The following is a 21,033-nucleotide window of genomic DNA, read 5'->3' as shown; positions in this document are numbered from 1 at the left end:
GCAACGCGACGGCCCATCACGAAAGCGACGACATTTTGGCGTGTGCATCGGCGTCGGTCAAAGCGCTTTCGCCCTTTATTTTCTCCTTGCTTCGTCTTTTACCCCGCCGCGCAACCCCGCGGCAATGGTCAACCTCGCATCCTGATGTTCATTGTAGTCGAGATACTTGACACGGGTGTACAGAGTGAATAATCTTGATCGCATCCTCCCAAACCATCGTCAAAGGCCACGTCATGTCGTCAAGCGACCCGCTCCTTCAGCCTTACACCATCAAACATCTGACGTTCCGCAACCGCATCATGACTACGTCGCACGAGCCGGCGTATGCGGAGGACGGCATGCCGAAGGAGCAGTACCGCGCGTATCACGTCGAGCGCGCCAAAGCGGGCATCGCGCTCACCATGACGGCTGGATCGGCGGCGGTATCGAAGGACAGCCCGCCGGTGTTCAACAACGTTCTCGCTTACAAGGACGAGGTCGTGCACTGGATGAAGGATCTCGCGGACGAATGCCACGAGCACGGCGCGGCGGTGATGATCCAGTTGACGCACCTGGGGCGTCGCACGCGCTGGGACAAGGGCGACTGGCTGCCGGCGGTGTCCCCCTCGCACAATCGGGAGCCTGCACACCGCGCGTTTCCAAAGAAGCTCGAGGATTGGGATATCGAGCGCATCATCAAGGACTATGCGGACGCCGCAGAGCGAATGAAGGCGGCTGGTCTCGACGGGCTTGAGCTGGAAGCCTATGGACACCTGATGGACCAGTTCTGGTCGCCACTCACAAACACGCTCGATGCACCCTACGGCGGTTCGCTGGACAACCGGATGAAGTTCACGTTCGACGTCCTGACAGCTATGCGCAAGCGGGTGGGTCCGGACTTCCTGCTGGGTATCCGATACACCGCCGATGAGATTATCGAAGGCGGCCTCACGAAAAAGGACGGTCTGCATATTTCGAAGAAGTTGAAAGAAAGCGGCCTTGTCGATTTCCTCAACGTGATTCGCGGCCACCTGGAAACCGATGCAGGCTTGACCGACATCATCCCGATCCAAGGCATGAAAAGCGCTCCGCATCTGGACTTCGCGGGAGAGATTCGCAAGGCGACCGAGTTCCCCACGTTTCACGCTGCGCGAATCCAGGACGTGCCAACGGCGCGGCACGCAATCGAGTCAGGCAAGATCGACATGGTCGGCATGACGCGCGCGCACATGACGGACCCGCACATTGTTCGCAAGATCATCGAGCGCCGGGAAGACGATATTCGACCGTGCGTTGGAGCGAACTATTGTCTCGACCGCATCTATCAAGGTGGCGCGGCCTACTGTATTCACAACGCCGCCACAGGTCGCGAAATCACGATGCCGCACGACATAAAGCGGGCACCGTCCAGGCGCAAGGTGGTGATCGTCGGGGCAGGGCCCGCAGGGTTGGAGGCGGCCCGCGTGGCGGGTGAGCGAGGTCATGAGGTCGTGGTGCTCGAGGCCACGAACCACCCCGGCGGCCAGATCCGCCTGACCGCGCAAAACGTGCGGCGCAAGGAGATGATTGGCATCATCGACTGGCGGATGTCCCAATGTGAACGGCTTGGCGTGAAGTTCAAGTTCAACACGTGGGCCGAGCCGGAAACAGTTCAAGCTGAAAACCCGGACGTGGTGATTGTCGCGACGGGGGGAATGCCCCGCACTGACGTCTTGCGCGAAGGAAACGAATGGGTTGTGTCAACCTGGGACATCATTTCCGGCGACGTCAAGCCGGGTTCGAACGTGCTGATCTTCGACGACGCAGGCGACCACGCCGCGTTGCAGGCTGCCGAAGTGATTGCGCAAGCCGGGGGGAGGGTCGAGATCATGACGCCGGACCGCTCGTTTTCGCCCGAAGTCATGAGCATGAACCTCGTGCCGTATATGCGATCGCTTCAGAAGCTGGACGTCAAGTTCACCGTGACCTATCGGCTCGTTTCGGTGCATCGCGACGATGACGGGTTTGTCGCAGTCGTAGGCAGCGATTACGGCGGTATCCGCAACGAGCAGCGTCATGACCAGGTTGTGGTGAACCACGGAACCATTCCGATGGACGATCTGTACTTTGAACTCAAGCCGATGTCGAGCAACCTTGGTGCGATCGACTACGGCGATCTTATCGATGGGACGAAGCAGTCACGCAAGTCCAACCCGGAAGGCGCGTTCCAGCTTTTTCGTATCGGTGACGCGGTGTCGGCACGCAACACGCACGCAGCGATCTACGACGCACTTCGTCTGGTCAAGGACCTGTAAGGGCAGCTTCCGCGGGCAAAGCCAAAATGGCTATTCCATGTAATTTGGATAGCTAATTATTATGATTGTGACAGAGCCACGCGCAAGCCTCATGGCAGGTCCGTTTATTAGGCGGATGCTTCAAAAATCGATCATCAATTTCGCGCAGAATCGGCGTTTTTGATACCTTGACAGATGGTTCCACGTGGGACTAATCTGAAATTGACGGTAGCCGGATAGCAGGTCGCAAGGGACGGTGGTCCCTTTGCACGTCTCGAACCGTTCGACGAATTCCAACGCGCTGTGGACCTTCGAAAGTGGATGGACGTAACCATGGATTGCGACTCGCGCCTTTCCGGACTGACCGTGCAACGTCCTCGCGAGGGCCGTGCGTATCGAGAGGATTCGGCGGTCAGGGATCACCAGATAGCGCCTGTCGACCGGTCGTTGATTGAAAGATATGAGCGCATCGACCGCCGTTCCCTGCGCGCTTATCGTCTCGAGAGAATTCGTGCGCAACTGCGCTCGCATGACTACGGCGGGATGCTGCTGGCCGATCCGCTGAACATTCGCTATGCCACCGACACGAACAATCTGGGGCTCTGGGTCATGCATTCCCCGAGCCGTTACGTATACATCGCGACGGATGGACCGGTTGTCCTGTTTGACTTCGTCAGCAGCCGCCACAACAGTGAAGGCATTGAGACCATTGACGAGATACGTCCGGCCACTCCGTGGCTGTATTTTCTCGCAGGCCCCAGGGTTGAAGAAAAGGCCGCGTTGTGGGCCCGGGAAATTGCCGACCTGGTTTCCACCTACGGCGCGGGTAATCGCCGGCTTGCGGTTGATCGTTGCGACCCTTGGGGCGCGGAGCGCCTGAAGGCGCATGGCATTGAATTGTTCGACGCGCAGCCGCTCACCGAACAGGCGCGGTTGATCAAATCACCGGAGGAAATTGCGCAGCACGAGGTGTCTATGGGAGTGTGCGATCTAGGCATATCGCGCATGGTCGAGTCGCTTCGTCCCGGTGTGACCGAGAACCAGTTATGGAGCATCCTGCACGAGACAAACATCGCGCATGGAGGCGAGTGGGCGGAAAGCCGGCTGCTGAATTCAGGCCCGCGCACGAACCCCTGGTTCCAGGACGCGACGAACAGGGTGATCGAAGCGGGAGACATGGTTTGCTTCGATACCGACATGGTCGGGCCGGGCGGCTACCTGTCCGATATCTCCCGAAGTTTTGTTTGTCCGGGTCGAACGATCTCCGCAAGTCAGGGGAATCTTCTCGGCTTCGCGGAAGACCAGGTCATGCACAACGTAGGTCTGCTTCGCGCGGGGCTTTCATTCCGCGAGTTTGCCGAACAATGCTGGCCGGTTCCCGAGCGTTATGTGCATAACCGATACATGATGATGCTTCACGGTGTCGGGCTGGTGGATGAATATCCGAGCGTCGCCTATGCCGTCGACTTCGATGCCTGGGGGTACGACGGCACGTTCCAGGAAAACATGGTCGTGTCAGTGGAGAGCTATATCGGCGAGCAGGGCGGTAAGGAGGGTGTCAAGCTTGAAGAGCAGGTCCTGATCACCGCGAACGGTGCGACCGTTCTTTCCCAGAGTCCGTTGCCGGGTCGTCGGTACCCGTAACAGATGCCATTCCACAGGCGATGCGTGATGACCGAAGTCCTTCCTCGCGTGATTGATTCCGACTCGGTGCTGGCACGCGTTTCTCCTATTGCGCTGATCGATGCAATGGAAAAGAAGCACCTGGAGAACTACGAAACGGTAGGCCGGCTTCATGCGTCGATCCCGAGAGACGACCGACCCAGCGCCGGGTTGCTCATCTGGGCGGGCGGGCGGGTGGATGGATCAATGGGCACGAAAATCGTTTCGATCTCTCCGGACAACGGGCAGTTGAACACGCCCGCACCCACGATTCATTCCTCGTTTGCACTGGTCGACCGGCTGGATGGGCGTTTCAGGTCTTTTATAGTGGGAGAAAGCTTTACCCGATGCAAGACTGCGGCCGATTCAGCGCTTGCGGCGCGCTATCTCGCCCCGTCCATGCCGACGAAACTGGTTGTGCTCGGCGCCGGTGCCCAGGTCAGGACTCATCTGACCTACCTGCACGCGGTTTGCCCGACCATCGAACGGATTGATGTGTGGAACCGGAATCGCAGTAGGGCGGAGCAGTTGGTAGCCGAGCATTTTCTGCCCGTCAATTTTCATGTGTCGAATGATCTTGAGGCGAGTGTTGCGGACGCGGACATCGTAGTGTGCGTGACGTCGTCGCCCATGCCCCTACTCGACGGGAAGTGGCTGAAGCAAGGTTGCCATGTCGATCTTGTCGGCGGCTACACGCCGGAGATGCGCGAGACAAACGACGCCGCGATTCTTCGATCGAGTGTTTTTGTAGACCACCGGGGACTGACGGCTGAGCATTGCGGCGACATCTTTCAACCGTTAAAGAACGGAACCCTCGACATATCGGACATTCGGGGAGACCTGTTTGACCTGTGCAGAAAAGAGGTTTCCGGGCGACGCAACCCGCAGGAAATTACGCTGTTCAAAAACGGCGGCGGCGGGCATCTGGATCTGATGGTGGCGGAATGGCTGACCGAGACTCCGTGCTGTTGAAGCGGCAAGCGTCGCCTGCCGTCGTTCCGGATGTAGTCTGTTTAGACTTTTCGTGATTGTCGAATGTGAGGATAAACAGATATGGTTAGTACAGTTGAGGATGTGCAGATAACAGAAACGAAGGCGTCTGACAGTACCGTGAACGCGCAGGACGTGTTCGCTTCGGTCGTCACCAACGGACCGATCAGCGACGCATGGCGCTTCACGCTCTGGTCGAACTACTACACCGAGCCGTGCTTTTCAGTGATGAGCCGTGACTTCGATGTCGGCCGTGACGAGTTCAACGTGCTGAGTTGTCTGAGTTCCTATGGTCCGATGGCCGCCAAGACAATTTGCGAAGTGACAGGTCGTCCGAAAAACAGCATCAGCCGTGCAGTAACACGACTAAGCGAAAGGAAGATGATTCGCCGCAAGATCAACCCGCTTGACCGGCGGGAGAGTTCGCTCATCCTGAACGAAAGCGGGCGGAAGCTCTATGACCGGGTGCTTCCCATTGCGATTGACCGGCAATCCGCCATGCTGAGCGGATTGAGTTCGGCAGAACGCGCGCTTCTCGATCAGGTACTGAACAAGTTGATGCAGTTTCGCCATGAATGGTGAAAAGATTGCGCTGTCGGCGGCGCACAAGTTGTATGGGACCAGAGTAAGTTGATTCGGTTTCCGTACTACATGATGCGAAAGCATCACTTGAAGTCCACTTTTTGGCTTAGTCAAATCAACTAAACGAGTGGTGGTGCGAAGTGACCCCGGCAAGCGCAGGTGTTCGCCAAGCGACCGAGACCGGCTTTACAAGAAGTTCACGGAGTGAGTTCCATGAATAGTATCGCTTCCTCCTTTCTAGAGTCTGAACCGGCAGCATCGCAGCGCGCAGGGCTTGCTTGTGGCCCGATACTTTGCGTTGAGTCGGTGAGCAAGACATACGGCACGCACCGGGTACTCGAGAACATCACTTTCCAGATGCAGGTTGGAGAGGTCATCGCAATCATTGGCCCCAGTGGTTCCGGGAAAAGCACGTTGCTTCGGTGCATCAATCAACTCGAACCGCCCAACGAAGGCAGGGTGACAATCGGAGGCGTAACCATCGACGCAGGAAACCCGCCCGCCCGGCGCGATCTCGTCGCATTGCGCCGGAAGATCGGCATGGTTTTCCAGTCCTTCAATCTGTTTCCCCACCTCTCCGTATTGCGCAACGTCAGTCTTGCGCAGGAGCGCACCATGGGACGCACCAGGAAGGAAGCCGACGCCAAGTCGATGGATCTCCTGGCGCGCGTTGGCCTTGCGGACAAAGCAAATCAGTATCCCGCCCGCTGTTCCGGGGGCCAGCAGCAACGGATCGCGATCGCCCGTGCGCTCGCCCTCGAACCGGAGATCATGTTGTTCGACGAGCCGACTTCCGCACTCGATCCGGAACTGGGCCTGGAGGTGCTGGCGGTCATGAAGGAACTCGCTGTATCGGGCATGACGATGATCGTCGTCACCCACGAGATGCATTTCGCAGAGAACGTTTCGGACCGCGTGATCCTGATGGCGGAGGGTCACATCCTTGAGGAGGGACCCAGCGCCGAGATCATGCGCGCACCGAAGACCGAACGCGCCGCCAAGTTCCTTAGCGCCGTGAGGGACCGGTAATGCTCATGGATCTCTCAGCAATCCTGAAGGGTGTCCCGTGGACAATCGCGCTCACGCTGGCGTCGTTCATTGTGGGTGCGGCGCTCGGGTTGCCGCTTTGCGCCATGCGCCTGTCGACTAATGGCGTGCTACGGCTCACGTCGACGTCGATCGTCGTGTCATGCCGGTCGATTCCACCCATTGTCTGGCTTTTCTTCGTGTTCTTCGGCATTGGCAACGGTCTCATTGCCATGAGCCCGTTTACCGCGGCCGTGGTGGGTCTGGGCGTGGTGACCGCCGCCAATATGTCCGAGATCTATCGAGGTGCGCTCACCGCTATTCATCCGGGGCAGTTCGAAGCAGCGAAGGTGCTGAACCTGACGAAGAGCCAGCAGTTTCGCGACGTGATCCTGCCGCAGTTGACGAGGATCGCATTGCCGTCCGGCGCTACCTATCTTATTGGCTTGCTCAAGGACTCGGCCGTTGCTTCGACCATCGGTGTAAGCGACCTTGCGTACCAGTCGTATCACGTTTCTCAACAGACGTTTCGAGGGCTGAGTGTCTACGCTGCTGCTGCGCTTCTTTACATACTCCTGAGTTTGCCGATCGCGTGGCTGTCGCGCTGGACCGACCTTCAATTGCGTTCGAGGGTGTCGAGATGATGGAGCTTCTTAACCTCTGGAAGGGCTGGCTTCCGGAACTCATCGACGGGTACGGCCTTTCGCTCGAAGTCACGGCGTTGAGCCTCGCGATAGGCATTCCGCTAGGGCTCGTGCTCGCGCTTGCGGTGCCGGCGAAGTCGAAGGCTATCCGGATCACTGCGTTGACGTTCGTGGAAATCGGAAGAGGGGCGCCTGCCCTGATCCTGCTCCAGTTCGTTTATTTCGGCTTGCCGACGGCGGGTCTTACGCTGTCATCGTTTGCGTCGGCGGTGGTTGCGCTGGCGTGCTGCACCGGCGCGTATACGAGCGAGATCATCCGGGCAGGGTTCGAGGCCGTCCCGTATGGACAAAAGGAGGCTGCCCTGGTGATCGGACTCAATGGCGTTGACGCCTTGCGCTTCGTCGTTATTCCTCAAGGCTTAAGAGTTGCGCTGCCCGCGCTGCTTGGATTTTCGATCATGATGCTTCAGGCGACATCTCTCTGTTTCACGATCGCACTTCCCGAACTGGTCAGCCGGGCGTCAAATATCGGGTCCACGACCTTTGAATATATGCCGGTGCTGATTCTCGCCGGTTTGCTGTTTGCTGCCATCTGCGTCCCGGCAACGCTGTTTGTCTCCGTACTGGAACGAAGATTGGGACGTCATGCCGTTCGATAGATCGATCCGCTCCATGTTTGCTGCTTAGCTGACTGTGAATATCCCCCACTGAAGCCACGATAGGAAAATGCCATGAAAACGTCCGCGAAATTCTTGGGGAGGCTGTGCGCAGGCCTCCTTTTATCCTGTATCACCTATTCTGCTTTTGCGGATCAATGCAAACCCGCTCATACGTTCCCGACTATTACTTCGGGTACCTTATCGGTTGCAGCGTGGGTGTTTCCTCCCTATTCGATCCCGGCGGGTAGCACCGACATTGGTGGTGTGGATGGCGATATCGTCAAGCTGATTGCCGCGAAAGAATGCCTGAAGCTCTCGATCAGCACGGTGGATCCGGCGGCAGTAATCCAGTCGGTCGTGTCCGGGAAGGCGGACATAGGGATGGGGGACTGGTACAGGACCGCTGACCGCGCGAAGGTCCTGGGCTTAAGCGGGCCGATGTATCTCGATCAGATGGGTGTCATCTCCAAGGACGGTATTGACACGATCGCCGGTTTGCAGGGGAAGCGGGTCGGATCGGTTCAGGGTTACCTCTGGACGGGTGATCTCCAGAAAGTACTCGGCAGCTCGTTGACGCTTTATCCAAATCCGGTTGCCATGGCTCAGGATCTGGCGGCCGGCCGGATTGACGTGGGTACGGACAGCTACGCCGTCGCGCAATACGACCAGAAAAAGGGCGGTTATACGTCGATCAAGATCATGGCAGTGAAGCCGGACCCTCGAGTTCCGGCGTCAGTGCAGCCCGGTCAGACCGCCTTTCCTTACACGAAATCGAATCAGGCGCTTGGCGACGCTTTGAGTGCGGACATCGCGGATCTGCACAAGTCGGGTGACATCGCGCGGATCCTGAAGGCCCACGGTCTGGAGCCTTCGGCCGCCGACGTCGGGCAACCGCGACTGGTCCAGTAACGAATGTTCATCTAGCATCGAGGAGAAGTAATGATCAGTTCAGCATTGGGTCCAGATGTGAAGGGCTCGCATTTTCTCGATGCGACAGCCCTTCAATGGCAGCCGTCGGATACTCCAGGATTCGATCTCGTGACGTTGTTCCAGAATCCGTCCAACGGCGAATCGACTGCCTTGATGAGAGTCGAGCCTGGTGCAAGTACGGGCTCGCACAGCCACGATTCACTTGAGGAGATCTACGTCCTCGAGGGCGATTTCTCGGACGAAGAGCGCACTTACCTGCGCGGGCAGTACTGCGTGCGTTCGCCGGGAACGCTTCATACAGCGGCGTCGGAACACGGATGCGTTCTTTTGCTGATCTACCGGAATACGACGACGGTGTCGCCGTGACCATGCAAATGGCGCGCGCATCCATGACCAATCTCGGCGTAATCGGAACCGGTCAGTTCGCTTTGTCTTTCATTGGCGGCCTTCGCCGTGGGGGCTATGACGGCAAGGTCCTGCTCGCACCCCGAAACGCCGATGTCGCCGGCACATTGGCGCGCAAGCACGGCTGCATGGTGGCTAGGTCCGCACAAGCGGTGCTGGCTGACGCTGACCTGATTCTCCTGAACGTAAGGCCGGAGTATGCAGAGGCCGCGTTGGCGAACCTGCGTTGGGAGCGTCGTCACACGATCCTTTCCGCCATGGCCGGTATTCGCATCGACGATCTTCGCGCGTTGTTGCCCGGTGTGGGCGGCATCCATCTCATCATGCCGGGCAGTTACATTGAAACTGCACCGGGCCCCCTACCGCTTTATCCGCCCGCGCCGGGGCTCATGCCGTTGCTCTCTTGCACGGGGATGTGATTGCGTTGCCGAACGAAGGCGCGTTCAACGCGGCGATGGTATCCCTGTGTGCGTCGACGTGGATATATGATCTTGCCGATGTACTCGCTAGCGAACTCGAGCGGCATGGTCTTGAACCTGACGCACGGCGCGTGACGTGTTGAGCGCCATGGCATTGATCAGCATGGGGCCTGGTTGGTGTAAAAGATGGCTTAGGGAACGTGCTTGCGAACGCGAGCCGTCCAGCTACCAATAATCTGGAGTGAGTCGTGAGTTCTAAGGTCGTTATAGTGGGTGGCGGGGTAATCGGTAGTTCGATCGCCTATTTTCTGCGTGCTTCAGACCCGACGGTCGAAGTGACCGTGATCGAGCGCGACCCCAGCTACGCGAAGTCATCGTCGGCGCTTTCGGCTGCCTCGATCCGGCAGCAGTTCTCCACGCCGCTTTCCATTCAAATGTCGTTGTACGGTATCGAGTTTCTTCGCGGTATCGGCGACATCCTTGAGGTCGACGGTTTCAAGCCGGCGATCGAATTGCACGAAGGCGGTTATCTTTTCCTCGCCACCCAGGCCGGCGACGCCACGCTGCGGGAAAACCACGCGTTGCAAAGGAAGCTTGGTGCCGACATCACGCTCATGGGCCAGGACGCGCTGCACACGAAGTTTCCCTGGCTGAACGTTGAGGATCTCGCCTCCGGCGCGTTTGGTGAAAGCGGGGAAGGGTGGTTCGACGGCTATGGTCTCGTGCAGGCGCTTCGCAAGAAGGCGCAGTCGCTGGGCGCGCGGTACGTCGCGGCGGAGGTGACCGGGCTGATGCGGGACGGCAGACGCGTTACGCACGCCGTTGCGAGTAATGGCGAGCGCTATGCATGCGACACGGTGGTCAATGCCGCGGGTGCGTGGGCGCGCAAGATATCGGAAATGATGGGGATCGGCATTCCTGTTTTCGCGCGGCGCCGGAGCATCTTCAATGTGTCGTCACCTGCGCGGCTGGAACACGCTCCCTTGCTGATCGACCCGACCGGGGTCTACTTTCGCCCCGAGGGGAAGACGTATCTCTGCGGCACGTCGCCGGGCGCGGACAATGATCCGGACGACTTGCCGCTGGACGAAGTCGATCACGCCATCTTCGACGAAGTCATCTGGCCGACGCTTGCTCACCGGGTTCCGGAATTCGAAGCTCTGCGCGTCGAAAACTGCTGGTCGGGCTATTACGAGTACAACGTGCTCGACCAGAACGCTATTATTGGCTATCACCCGGACGTCGAGAATTGCGTGTTCGCGAATGGCTTCAGCGGTCATGGGCTTCAGCAGGGACCCGCGACCGGACGTGGGGTAAGCGAGTTGATCCTCTCAGGGAAGTACACTTCGCTCGACCTGTCGTCGCTGAGCTGGGAGCGCGTGATCGAGGGCCGTCCGATCGTGGAAAAGAACGTTGTCTAGCGCGAGCCTCGCCTCCTTGGCCGCTGTTATCAAGTCCCGATATAGCGGTTAATATTCGTCGGTCAGGCGGCCCTTGGCTGCGATCACTGGACCCAATTGATTTCGGAAAATATGGAAACGGTAATGCCTGGTTTGAAGGAACTGCTGGCGCGGCGCGAAGCGCTTCAACAGGAATTGGAGCAAGCACGTCAGCAGGAAGCAGATCGCGCGCTGCGCGAGATCGTCGCGAAAATGAGGGAATATAAAATCTCCCTGCAGGAGCTGATAGGCACCCGGGCGCATGCCCGTCTCGTCCCGCCGGTCCCGAATGCAAAATACCGTGATCCGGCCACCGGGGCGACGTGGAGTGGGCGGGGACGGGCTCCCCAATGGATCGCGGACAAAAACCGCGACGATTTCCTGATCCAGCCGTCTTTGTTTCGCAATCAGTGAGGTCTGTCAGGGAGGCCTTTCCAGGGAAAGATCCTGCGGGCTCGAGAGAGCAACGCCCTTCGGCCCAGCTGGCGATGCAAAACACTCGTACAAGCTGCACCGCGTGACGTCTTCGGGCGCGCCTTTCGCCCCAATACCCGGGCAGGCCGGAACGCGAAAAAACAAAAAACCCCGTAATCACAAGGATTGACGGGGTTTTCCGGACTTCTTCAAACTTGAATCTTGGTGCCCAAGAGAGGACTCGAACCTCCACGGTGTTGCCACCGCTAGGACCTGAACCTAGTGCGTCTACCAATTCCGCCACCTGGGCAGGTGCGTGTGCAGCAAAGAACGCAATTATAGCCGGGTGTATCGCGCTGTCAAGCATTTTGGGACCGAAACTGAAATGGGGCTCCGAGCCATTGCCCATATGGCTTTTGCGCCGATGTGGCCCGGTTGGCGGGTGTTAGAATGACCCGCAAACTATTCGTGAACGAACCGGAACAACGTTAAGTGCAATGTCCCGGCAACGCGCCGATCCGGCCCGAGCGGGCTGGAAAGTAGAGCCGGGATGGGATTGCCGACGGGTAATCCCCCATTAACCGCGACATTCAGTTAGACGAGAAGAGATCATCGATAAGCCCTTGAACAAATATCCGTATCCGATTCCGAGCCGCGAAGAAATTCTCGGTGTGTTGCGCACGAGCGAAGCTCCGCTCGCCGCGAATGACATCGCCGAAGCTCTGTCGATCAAGCGCCAGGAGCGCGAAGGATTTTTCAAGCGATTGGGAGCCATGGAGCGTGACGGTCAGGTCCGTCTCGACAAACGCGGCTATTACCAACTCACGCATCCCTCGAACTTCGTTGCCGGCCGCGTTCAAGGCCATCGCGACGGCTTCGGCTTCCTGATTCGCGACGACGGCCAGGACGACCTGTTCCTGCCCAACGGCGAAATGCAGAAGGTCATGCATAACGACCGGGTGCTCGCGCGCATTGTCGGGTATGACCGCCGCGGGCGGCCTGAAGGCCATATCGTGGAAGTCACGGATCGCGCGAATAAACGCATCATCGGCCGGCTGATCAGCGAGAACGGCGCGCTGATCCTCGTGCCCGAAGACAAGCGCATCGGCCACGACATCCTGATCACGCAGAATCCGAAGAAGGCGAAAGTGGGGCAGGTGGTCTCGGTGGATCTCACCGACTTCCCGAGCCGCCATTCGCAGCCGCTCGGACGCGTGGCGGAAGTGATCGGCGACATTGACGATCCGGGCATGGAAATTGAGATCGCGGTGCGCAAATACGGCGTGCCGCACGAATTCAGCGACCGGGCGCTCGAACAGGCTTCGAAGCTGCCGGACGAGGTTCGCCCTGCCGATATCCGGCATCGTGTGGATTTGCGTGATGTGCCGCTCGTCACCATCGACGGCGAAGATGCCCGCGACTTCGACGACGCCGTGTATTGCGAACCCATGACGGTCGGCCGCGGTACGGGCTTCCGTTTGCTGGTCGCCATTGCCGACGTCTCGCACTATGTGCGCCCGAACGAGGCGCTGGACGTCGATGCGCTCGATCGCAGCACGTCGGTGTATTTCCCGCGCCGCGTGATTCCCATGCTGCCCGAGAAGTTGTCGAACGGGCTGTGTTCGCTGAATCCGCAAGTGGATCGTTGCGTGCTCGTCTGCGACATGGTGATCACAGCGCGCGGCGAGATCAAGGCGTACCAGTTCTATCCGGCGGTGATGCATTCGGCGGCCCGCCTGACGTATACGGAAGTGGCGTCGGTCCTGACCAACACGAAGGGACCGGAAGCCGCGAAGCGCGCGGACTTGCTGCCGCAATTGCAGAATCTGTACGGTGTGTACAAGTCGCTGCACGCGGCGCGCCAGAAGCGTGGCGCAATCGACTTCGATACGACCGAGACATACATCGTCTGCAATGCGCAGGGCAAGATCGAGCAGATCGTGCCGCGCCATCGCAATGACGCGCATAGGTTGATCGAGGAATGCATGTTGGCCGCGAACGTGTGCGCCGCTGACTTCCTGAAGCGCCACAAGCATCCGGGACTGTATCGCGTGCACGCCGGGCCAACACCCGAAAAGCTCGAAAACCTCCGGGCGTTCCTGCGTGGCGTGGGGTTGTCGCTGGGTGGCGGCGAGAAGCCACATGCAAGCGACTATGCCGCGCTCATGGCCATGGTTCGCGACCGGCCGGACGCACAGATGTTGCAGAGCATGGTGCTGCGCTCCATGCAGCAAGCCGTCTACAGCCCGGACAACATTGGTCACTTCGGTCTCGCGTATGAAGCGTATGCGCACTTTACGAGCCCGATTCGCCGTTACCCTGACTTGCTCACCCATCGCGCGATCTACGCCATCCTGCAGGGCAAGAAGTATCAGCCCGAGGTGGGTCACGACATCACGCTCAGCACGGGCCTGACGAAGGCCGCGCGGGCGATGCAGAAATCGGACGACGAATCCCGCAGCCGGCAGCGCAACAACGTTGCGATCTGGGAAGAGCTCGGACTGCATTGTTCGTCGAATGAACGCCGTGCCGACGAAGCGTCGCGCGACGTGGAAGCCTGGCTCAAGTGCTATTTCATGCGCGACAAGCTTGGCGAGGAATACGGCGGCATGGTGAACGGCGTGACGACGTTCGGCATCTTCGTGCAACTGGATTCGTTGTTTATCGAAGGGCTGGTGCATATCACCGAGCTCGGCGCCGATTATTTCCAGTACGACGAGATCAAGAACGAACTGCGCGGCGAACGCACGGGCATTCGCTACCGGATGTCGGACCGGGTGCGCGTGCAGGTCAGCCGTGTCGATCTGGATTCACGCAAGATCGACTTCCGGCTGGTCCGCGATACCCCCGTCAAGCCACCAGGACGGACCTCGGCGCCGGCCGTCGAGCACTCGTCCATGAATGGCGTTGGTACGGGTGCGGGACCGCGTGTGCGGCCGTTCCCGTCGGACGAAGGCAGCAGCGTGAATAGCCGGCGGCGCGACCGCGGCGGCAAGAAGGCGGCAGCTCAGGCTGCAGGCAAGGCAGCCGCGGCTGCCTTGCCGCCGACTATCGCCAAGGACGTAGCAGTGGCGAAGAAACGCGGTGTGGCCCCGAAGGTGGCCGCCAAGAGTCACCCGCCACGAAAGAAGCGCTGAGGCGCGCGGTAGCCACGAAGGCGACGCGCCCCAGTTTGAAATGCGCGGCCCGATGCATCATGCACCGGGCCGCGTTTCCATTTTGTTTTGTTTGAATACGGTCTGGTCCAGTCATGTCACGTCTCAAAGTTTTGTATGGTTTTCACGCGGTGACCGCACGGGTTCGCGCCGACGCATCGACGATCGAAGAAATTCTCTACGATCCGACCCGCAAGGACCGGCGCATGACGGATTTCCTGCGTACGGCGAAGGAAGCGGGCATCCGCCTGATCGCCGCCGACGAAGCGCGCTTGTGGGGCCTGTCGGGCAACGTCGGCCATCAAGGCGTGGTCGCGCGTGCGACCGACATGCCGCTCGCGCAGAACCTGGCGGAACTGCTCGACGGCGTGAGCGGAACACCGCTGCTGCTGGTGCTGGACGGCGTGACCGATCCGCATAACCTCGGCGCGTGTCTGCGTGTAGCCGATGCCGCCGGCGCGCACGCGGTGATCGCCCCGCGCGATCGTTCGGCCGGGCTGAACGCAACCGCCGCGAAGGTCGCGAGCGGCGCGGCCGAGACCGTGCCGTACATCACGGTGACGAATCTGGCGCGTGCATTGCGCGAATTGAAAGATGCAGGCGTATGGGTGATCGGCACGGCGGGCGAAGCGACCGCGAGCGTCTATGAGACGAAGCTCGATGGTCCGGTGGCGATCGTTGTCGGTGCGGAAGGCGAGGGCATGCGACGCCTCACCGGCGAGACCTGCGACGAGATCATGAAGATCCCGATGGCGGGCAGCGTCGAGAGTCTGAATGTGTCGGTGGCGAGCGGGATCTGCCTGTTCGAAGCCGTGCGGCAACGGTCGGTGAAGAAGTAAGCGCACCCCATGCGATTCGGCTCAGCCGTCATTTGCGGTCTGTGCTGTGCGCTGCTTGCAGCGTGCTCCAGCACTGAGATCAATCGCGGCGCGTATATTGCCGACACGCGCTATCACGCGGTTAGCGCCGACTCACGGGTGCGTTTTCTCGTGATGCATTACACGCGAGGCGACGAAGCGCAATCGCTCGCAGTCCTGACTGGGGACGACGTCAGCGTGCACTACGTCGTGCCGGATAATCCACCTGTCAGGAACGGCGAGCCGGTGGTCTATCAACTTGTACCGGAGTCAGAGCGGGCGTGGCACGCAGGACCAAGCGAGTGGCAGGGAACGACGGAGTTGAACGCTGCGTCAATCGGTATTGAAAACGTCAACGTGGGTCCCATTGATACACCGCAAGGACGCACCTGGCAACCGTATCCGCCGGCGCAGGTCGATGCGCTCGTGAAGCTTGCGAAGGACATTGTCACGCGCTACAAGATTCCGCCCACGCGCGTGGTGGGTCATAGCGATATCGCGCCGCAACGCAAGACCGATCCGGGTCCCGCATTCCCCTGGCGCACGCTCTACGACAACGGTATTGGCGCGTGGCCGGATGACGCCGCGGTGGCTCAGCATCTCGCCGGACGCGACCCCAAGTCGCTGGTCGACGTGGCCGCCTTGCAGCAAAAACTCCAGCGATACGGCTATGACGTCGCAACCGACGGTGTGCTCGACGACAAGACGCGCCACGTGATCGCCGCGTTCCAGATGCACTTTCGCCCCGCTGATTACGCGGGCAACCCTGACGCTCAGACAGATGCGATCGCAGCCGCATTGCTCGATAAATACTTCCCTTAAAGGCACTTCGCGCCCATGTCCGATCTTTATCTGCCGCTGCGCTCCGTGCACATGACCTGCGTGGCCCTCAGCATCCTGGGCTTTGTCATTCGCTATATCTGGATGCTGCGTGAATCGCCGCTGCTGCAAAAACGTGCGGTAAAAATCCTGCCGCATATTGTGGATACGTTGCTGCTGCTGAGCGCAATCGGGCTGGTGGGAATCATCGGTTTTGGACCGAATGCGGCTTGGCTGTCGGCGAAGATTGCCGGGCTGATCGTGTATATCGTACTGGGTACGCTTGCGCTCAAACGCGGTCGCACCAAGAGCGCGCGAGCGGTGTCCGGTCTGCTGGCAATCATCGTGTTCGCGTTTATTGCGTCGGTGGCCCGCACCCATAATCCGCTCGGGTTTTTCATGCACGTCTGAACGGACGGCGTGGCCGCTGCCGCTAGCACCGCCTTTGCCGCGCTCAGCTAGAATTGACGTTTCCCATTTTTACGCTGTCAACCTCGCCATGACCCAAGACGAACTGAAGCAACTGGTTGCCGCCGAAGCGGCCGCTTATGTCCACGCCAACGTACCGGAAGGCGCGGTGATCGGCGTCGGCACGGGCACGACGGCAAACTGTTTCATCGACGCCATCGCCAGTACGAAGTCGCGGTATCGCGGGGCGGTATCCAGCTCGCTTGCTACTACCGCTCGACTCGAAGCCCATGGTTTCAAGGTTCTGGAGTTGAACGAGATCGAGTCCCTGCCTGTGTATGTGGATGGCGCCGACGAAATCGATCCGCACGGTGCGATGATCAAAGGCGGCGGCGGGGCGCTCACGCGCGAGAAGATCGTGGCTTCTGTGGCGGACGTGTTTGTCTGCATCGCGGACGCAAGCAAGCGCGTCGAGGTGCTTGGGACGTTTCCCTTGCCCATTGAAGTCGTGCCGATGGCACGCACGGCTATCGGCCGGCGCATCACGGCATTGGGCGGTGTTCCGGTGCTACGGGTGAAGCAGGACGGCTCGCCGTTTATTACTGACAACGGCAATGAGATCATCGACGTGAAGACGCTGAAGATCACCGATCCGCTTGCGCTCGAAGCGCAACTCAATGGGTGGCCGGGCGTGGTGACGGTGGGATTGTTCGCGGTGCGCGGCGCAAATGTATGCCTGCTTGGAACGCCGGGTGGCGTGGAACGGATCGATTACGCGCAGCGCTAACGCCTGCGGTAAGCACTGAAAAATGCGCGGAGGCTTTCAGCCGGCCGCGTTTTTTTCATTCGATGCGGCGAAAAAGCCCGGCCTGATTGCGGCTTGAGGCAAAGATGCCCAGAATAGATTGTTTCAATACAGTACGCATTTACTAAGATATCGCTGATCGAGAAGAACAGCCAGGCAGTCAAAATAGGCCAGTCCCTAGAGCACGCGCTCTAAGCCCACCCGATAGCGCGACCGCGAACATTCTGTCTGCGTTAGAAAGCGTAATAGCTTGTATAGCCGCTGATGCGTGGGCGCGAGGTCAAAGGTCTTAACAATTAAGGGAATTCGGCGATGCAAACCAATCTTCGCAAGACGCTCGACGCGTCGTACACGCGGCTCAAGGACATGGAGCCATCACCCACGGCATTCGCAGGCAACTACGCGTTGTGCCTTGGCATGATCATGGGTGGACAGACTTGCAAGGGGATGTCGGTCCAGGAAGCCGAAAGTGAACGCGCTTACCTGGCGATGCTTGCCGCGTTGTATGAGATCCAACTCGGCATGCCAGGCTATCCAAGCAGGCGTTGAGGCACTCAGGCATGCAGGTTATTGAAAAGGCCCGGCATTTCATGCATCGGGATTTTTCAATCTTTAACTGTTTGGTTCAATTTTCCTTTGCGTCTGCTTCGGTCTTTGCCTTAGCATTTCACTTAGCGATGCCTTATCAGTTTCACATCGCCTTCGGCCTTAGGCGCCGGTGCCGCGATGTCGAAAAGCACACGTGTCATCTGGCGTAGATATCGTTCGATGGAGAAGTGCTGGCCTGCATCGGCACGACCCTGGACAGCGAGACGCACGGCCAGTTCGGGGTCACGCTGCAACGTACCGATTGCATCCGCGAGCTTGGCTGCATCGGCCGGTTCGACGATCAACCCGTTCTCGCGATCCCTCAGTATTTCAGGCACTGCACCTCCGTTGGAGGCGATCACGGGTTTGCCTGCGGCCATTGCTTCAATGATCACAAGGCCGAACGGTTCCGGTTGCGTGGACGCGTGCACGACCACGTCCATCACGTTCATCCATGATGCTACGTCGTGCTGAAAACCCGCGAAGTGCACCCGCTCCTCTATGCCTAGCGCTTTCGTTTGGGCTCTTAGCGCCTGGGCATAATCGGTCTCGCCGAAGAGCGCATCGCCGACAAGGACAAGATGAGCGTCTGGCACGCGTGCAATCGCATCGAGTGCCACATGCTGCCCCTTCCATGCAGTGAAGCGACCGAACAAGCCGACGAGAAAGGCATCGGCGGGAAGTCCCAGTGACGCGCGGCGCTGGGCCATTGGCGTTGCGGCTTGCACGGTGTTGCCACGAAAGCGCACCATGTCCACGCCGTTGTGGACGACGGGCACCGCGCCGGGTGGCAGGCCGGTGAGTTCGATGAGCGCATCGGCGGAAGCTTGCGAATTAGCGATCAGATGATCCACGCCGATCTTCACGGCCCACTTGATCAACAGCAGATGCAGGCGGCCGAAGTGATCGCGGGAGACGATGTCGTGGACATGCCAGACCGTAGGCTTGCGATGCAGTACGCGGCCTAGTGCGCCCAGAATCAAGGCCTTTTGCGTGTTGAGGAACACGATATCGAAGGACTTCGCGCGAGCCGCAATGGAGCGGACCTGGTGCGCGATACCTGGCAATGCAGCGAGCGCGGCGAAGCGCATGCGGTCCTTCTTGATGTTCGAGATACGTGCGTCTGTGTCTACCGATACCCGCACGCCTTCAGCCTGGAGCCGTTCGCGGAACGGGCCGTCCGAGAGCAGCAGGACTTCGCTGCGACGGGTGCATTGAATGGCCAGCGGCAGCAGGCAGATCTCGGCGCCGCCGAGCTGGCCGCTCTGATCGACGAAGAGGATGCGAGGCTCGCTTTTCGATAACGACAAGCCCGTGGTATCCGCGCGTTGGGGGTTGGTTTCGCGTGCGTTGACTGGCGATACCGGGCCTTTGTCACGCAGCAGTGTGGTGGACGGAATTGATAAGCTGGCTGCGGATTTTGTTGGCATCGGTGACAGGGTAGTACGAAGAGTCGAATGAACGATGGACAAACCCTGAGCCGATGAAGATACCGACCGTGGGCAAGCGGACACAGCGCTCATTATTCGCAATGCGATGGTCAAGGTGTGTGGGCGTGCGCACGAAAGCGTGCAGTGACTATCTTTAAACTCGCTTCATCGGCAGCAAAGGCTGCGGCAGACGGGTTTCATCATGAAAGTGGCTATTGTTCACGACTGGCTGGTGGTGTCGGGCGGTGCGGAGAAGGTACTGGAGCAGATGATTGCGTGCTTTCCGCAGGCAGATATCTTCAGTCTGGTGGACTTCCTGGAAGACCGCTCCATTGTCCATAACAAGCCTGTGAAGACCTCATTTATCCAGGGGCTTCCGTACGCCAGGAAAAAGTATCGGGGGTATTTGCCGCTGATGCCGCTTGCTATCGAACAGTTCGACTTGTCTGGCTATGACCTTGTGCTCTCGAGTTCGCATGCGGTGGCGAAGGGTGTGCTGGTTGGCCCCGACCAGACCCATGTGAGCTATGTGCATTCCCCCATTCGTTACGCTTGGGATTTGCAGCATCAGTATTTGCGTGAGGCGCGTCTTGAGCATGGGCCGCGATCATGGGCTGCGCGCTTGTTGCTGCATTACCTGCGTAACTGGGATGCGCGCTCGGCTAACGGCGTGGACCGCATTATTGCGAATTCGCAGTTTGTGGCGCGCCGGATCATGAAGAGTTACAGGCGTGAAGCGGCGGTCATTGCGCCGCCGGTTGATGTGCAGGCATTCGAGGTGGGCGACAAGAAGGGCGACTTCTACTTGACGGCTTCGCGGATGGTGCCTTACAAGCGCATTGATATGATTGTGGAGGCGTTTGCTTCCATGCCTGATCGTAAGCTGGTGGTAATTGGCGATGGGCCGCAGATGGATCTGGTGCGGTCGAAGGCGACGCCTAATGTGAGCATCCTGGGGTATCAGTCGTTCGAGGTGTTGAAGGATCATATGCAGCGTGCCAAGGCGTTTGTGTATGCGGCGGAAGAGGATTTCGGCATTGCCATAGTGGAAGCGCAGGCATGTGGTACGCCGGTGATTGCTTATGGCAAGGGTGGAGCGCTGGAGTCTGTCGTGCCGCTTGGATCGCCCGGGGCAACGGGGTTGCATTTCATGACGCAGACACCTGCGTCGCTGTGCGATGCGGTGGAGCGGTTCGAGGACTGCTCGCATGCCTTTACGATTGCTGCGTGCCGCAGGAATGCCGAACGATTTGGTGCGGCTGATTTCCGGCGCCGGTTTATTGTCGAGGTGTTGAACGCGATGGCCAAGGCCGGTCCTAGCCGGGAGAGCGAGTTGACGAGCGTTATGCCGCCGGCGTATGTGAAGGCCGCATAGGGCGTGGGTTATTCGTTCGCACCGGTGGACGGAGTTTGGGTTCTGGTGGGTCGGGGTTAGCGGTCGGGGTGGTGGGTTCTGGGGTAGCGGTCGGAGTCAGTGCCAGGTTGCTGCTTTCAGAGCCTTCGCGCGTTATATGCCGACTATTCTCTTTATCACTATTAGCCACTGTGC

Annotated in this window: 20 protein-coding genes and 1 tRNA gene; 19 read left to right on the top strand and 2 right to left on the bottom strand. The window is 59.3% G+C overall.

Annotated features, from left to right (window positions below; all coding sequences use genetic code 11):
* The first annotated feature begins 233 nt into the window (after positions 1-233).
* The 12 genes from ABH944_RS04145 to ABH944_RS04090 all read left to right on the top strand — a co-directional run bounded on the left by ABH944_RS04145 (position 234) and on the right by ABH944_RS04090 (position 11,422).
* Positions 234-2,273: an oxidoreductase gene (locus ABH944_RS04145; protein ID WP_404604459.1), complete on the top strand. Its 2,040-nt coding sequence runs from the start codon at positions 234-236 to the stop codon at positions 2,271-2,273.
* 300 nt (positions 2,274-2,573) lie between these two features.
* Complete coding sequence (locus ABH944_RS04140) at positions 2,574-3,896, top strand: M24 family metallopeptidase (RefSeq protein ID WP_404604460.1); 1,323 nt, start codon at positions 2,574-2,576, stop codon at positions 3,894-3,896.
* Positions 3,897-3,923: 27 nt separating this feature from the next.
* Positions 3,924-4,886: an ornithine cyclodeaminase family protein gene (locus ABH944_RS04135; RefSeq protein WP_404604461.1), complete on the top strand. Its 963-nt coding sequence runs from the start codon at positions 3,924-3,926 to the stop codon at positions 4,884-4,886.
* 81 nt (positions 4,887-4,967) lie between these two features.
* Positions 4,968-5,486: a MarR family winged helix-turn-helix transcriptional regulator gene (locus ABH944_RS04130; protein ID WP_404604462.1), complete on the top strand. Its 519-nt coding sequence runs from the start codon at positions 4,968-4,970 to the stop codon at positions 5,484-5,486.
* Positions 5,487-5,792: 306 nt separating this feature from the next.
* On the top strand, positions 5,793-6,515 hold the full coding sequence (locus tag ABH944_RS04125; protein WP_404604463.1) for an amino acid ABC transporter ATP-binding protein: 723 nt from the start codon (positions 5,793-5,795) through the stop codon (positions 6,513-6,515).
* 5 nt (positions 6,516-6,520) lie between these two features.
* Positions 6,521-7,156, top strand: a complete 636-nt coding sequence (locus ABH944_RS04120; RefSeq protein WP_404604464.1) for an amino acid ABC transporter permease — start codon at positions 6,521-6,523, stop codon at positions 7,154-7,156.
* Positions 7,153-7,815, top strand: a complete 663-nt coding sequence (locus ABH944_RS04115) for an amino acid ABC transporter permease (protein ID WP_404604465.1) — start codon at positions 7,153-7,155, stop codon at positions 7,813-7,815. The genes ABH944_RS04120 and ABH944_RS04115 overlap by 4 nt, the downstream gene beginning before the upstream one ends.
* Before the next feature lie 216 nt (positions 7,816-8,031).
* Complete coding sequence (locus ABH944_RS04110) at positions 8,032-8,724, top strand: substrate-binding periplasmic protein (protein WP_404604466.1); 693 nt, start codon at positions 8,032-8,034, stop codon at positions 8,722-8,724.
* 30 nt (positions 8,725-8,754) lie between these two features.
* Complete coding sequence (locus ABH944_RS04105) at positions 8,755-9,111, top strand: cupin domain-containing protein (protein WP_404604467.1); 357 nt, start codon at positions 8,755-8,757, stop codon at positions 9,109-9,111.
* Complete coding sequence (locus tag ABH944_RS04100) at positions 9,063-9,569, top strand: NAD(P)-binding domain-containing protein (protein ID WP_404604468.1); 507 nt, start codon at positions 9,063-9,065, stop codon at positions 9,567-9,569. Before ABH944_RS04105 ends, ABH944_RS04100 begins: the two co-directional genes overlap by 49 nt.
* Before the next feature lie 248 nt (positions 9,570-9,817).
* A complete protein-coding gene (locus tag ABH944_RS04095; protein WP_404604469.1) occupies positions 9,818-10,990 on the top strand; it encodes an NAD(P)/FAD-dependent oxidoreductase in 1,173 nt (390 codons plus the stop codon).
* Positions 10,991-11,113: 123 nt separating this feature from the next.
* Positions 11,114-11,422: an H-NS histone family protein gene (locus ABH944_RS04090; RefSeq protein WP_404604470.1), complete on the top strand. Its 309-nt coding sequence runs from the start codon at positions 11,114-11,116 to the stop codon at positions 11,420-11,422.
* A gap of 223 nt (positions 11,423-11,645) precedes the next feature.
* Here ABH944_RS04090 and ABH944_RS04085 read toward each other — a convergent pair.
* Positions 11,646-11,732, bottom strand: a tRNA-Leu gene (locus ABH944_RS04085).
* Between the two features lie 313 nt (positions 11,733-12,045).
* Between ABH944_RS04085 and rnr the strand changes: the two genes are divergently transcribed.
* From rnr to ABH944_RS04055, 6 genes are all read left to right on the top strand, one after another.
* A complete protein-coding gene (gene rnr, locus ABH944_RS04080; RefSeq protein WP_404604471.1) occupies positions 12,046-14,559 on the top strand; it encodes a ribonuclease R in 2,514 nt (837 codons plus the stop codon).
* A 113-nt stretch (positions 14,560-14,672) separates the two neighbouring features.
* Entirely contained in the window at positions 14,673-15,416 is a 744-nt protein-coding gene (gene rlmB / locus ABH944_RS04075) for a 23S rRNA (guanosine(2251)-2'-O)-methyltransferase RlmB (RefSeq protein WP_047897710.1), read from the top strand.
* Between the two features lie 9 nt (positions 15,417-15,425).
* Positions 15,426-16,256, top strand: coding sequence for an N-acetylmuramoyl-L-alanine amidase (locus tag ABH944_RS04070; protein WP_404604472.1), 831 nt, complete (start codon positions 15,426-15,428; stop codon positions 16,254-16,256).
* A 15-nt stretch (positions 16,257-16,271) separates the two neighbouring features.
* Positions 16,272-16,664 (top strand): SirB2 family protein, encoded by a 393-nt coding sequence (locus ABH944_RS04065; protein WP_404604473.1) that lies wholly within the window; start codon positions 16,272-16,274, stop codon positions 16,662-16,664.
* 88 nt (positions 16,665-16,752) lie between these two features.
* Positions 16,753-17,448: a ribose-5-phosphate isomerase RpiA gene (gene rpiA / locus ABH944_RS04060; protein WP_404604474.1), complete on the top strand. Its 696-nt coding sequence runs from the start codon at positions 16,753-16,755 to the stop codon at positions 17,446-17,448.
* 330 nt (positions 17,449-17,778) lie between these two features.
* Positions 17,779-18,015: a hypothetical protein gene (locus ABH944_RS04055; RefSeq protein ID WP_404604475.1), complete on the top strand. Its 237-nt coding sequence runs from the start codon at positions 17,779-17,781 to the stop codon at positions 18,013-18,015.
* Between the two features lie 122 nt (positions 18,016-18,137).
* On the opposite strand, the gene ABH944_RS04050 is transcribed toward ABH944_RS04055, so the two are convergent.
* Positions 18,138-19,484 (bottom strand): glycosyltransferase family 4 protein, encoded by a 1,347-nt coding sequence (locus ABH944_RS04050; RefSeq protein ID WP_404604476.1) that lies wholly within the window; start codon positions 19,482-19,484, stop codon positions 18,138-18,140.
* A 202-nt stretch (positions 19,485-19,686) separates the two neighbouring features.
* Between ABH944_RS04050 and ABH944_RS04045 the strand changes: the two genes are divergently transcribed.
* Positions 19,687-20,859: a glycosyltransferase family 4 protein gene (locus tag ABH944_RS04045; protein WP_404604477.1), complete on the top strand. Its 1,173-nt coding sequence runs from the start codon at positions 19,687-19,689 to the stop codon at positions 20,857-20,859.
* Positions 20,860-21,033 lie beyond the last annotated feature (174 nt).

The organism is Caballeronia udeis (assembly GCF_044909315.1).
Taxonomy (GTDB): domain Bacteria; phylum Pseudomonadota; class Gammaproteobacteria; order Burkholderiales; family Burkholderiaceae; genus Caballeronia; species Caballeronia udeis_A.
The sequence above is the reverse complement of the archived record's forward strand: the minus strand, read 5'-3'. Positions and strand labels throughout refer to the sequence as shown.

Coding starts and splice junctions, on each gene's coding strand:
- ABH944_RS04090 (WP_404604470.1), top strand. CDS start 11,114: ATGCCTGGTTTGAAGGAACTGCTGGCGCGGCGCGAAGCGCTTCAACAG.
- ABH944_RS04045 (WP_404604477.1), top strand. CDS start 19,687: ATGAAAGTGGCTATTGTTCACGACTGGCTGGTGGTGTCGGGCGGTGCG.
- ABH944_RS04140 (WP_404604460.1), top strand. CDS start 2,574: ATGGACGTAACCATGGATTGCGACTCGCGCCTTTCCGGACTGACCGTG.
- ABH944_RS04130 (WP_404604462.1), top strand. CDS start 4,968: ATGGTTAGTACAGTTGAGGATGTGCAGATAACAGAAACGAAGGCGTCT.
- ABH944_RS04115 (WP_404604465.1), top strand. CDS start 7,153: ATGATGGAGCTTCTTAACCTCTGGAAGGGCTGGCTTCCGGAACTCATC.
- rlmB (WP_047897710.1), top strand. CDS start 14,673: ATGTCACGTCTCAAAGTTTTGTATGGTTTTCACGCGGTGACCGCACGG.
- ABH944_RS04100 (WP_404604468.1), top strand. CDS start 9,063: ATGCGTTCTTTTGCTGATCTACCGGAATACGACGACGGTGTCGCCGTG.
- ABH944_RS04070 (WP_404604472.1), top strand. CDS start 15,426: ATGCGATTCGGCTCAGCCGTCATTTGCGGTCTGTGCTGTGCGCTGCTT.
- ABH944_RS04135 (WP_404604461.1), top strand. CDS start 3,924: ATGACCGAAGTCCTTCCTCGCGTGATTGATTCCGACTCGGTGCTGGCA.
- ABH944_RS04145 (WP_404604459.1), top strand. CDS start 234: ATGTCGTCAAGCGACCCGCTCCTTCAGCCTTACACCATCAAACATCTG.
- ABH944_RS04055 (WP_404604475.1), top strand. CDS start 17,779: ATGCAAACCAATCTTCGCAAGACGCTCGACGCGTCGTACACGCGGCTC.
- ABH944_RS04050 (WP_404604476.1), bottom strand. CDS start 19,484: ATGCCAACAAAATCCGCAGCCAGCTTATCAATTCCGTCCACCACACTG.
- ABH944_RS04065 (WP_404604473.1), top strand. CDS start 16,272: ATGTCCGATCTTTATCTGCCGCTGCGCTCCGTGCACATGACCTGCGTG.
- rpiA (WP_404604474.1), top strand. CDS start 16,753: ATGACCCAAGACGAACTGAAGCAACTGGTTGCCGCCGAAGCGGCCGCT.
- ABH944_RS04105 (WP_404604467.1), top strand. CDS start 8,755: ATGATCAGTTCAGCATTGGGTCCAGATGTGAAGGGCTCGCATTTTCTC.
- ABH944_RS04120 (WP_404604464.1), top strand. CDS start 6,521: ATGGATCTCTCAGCAATCCTGAAGGGTGTCCCGTGGACAATCGCGCTC.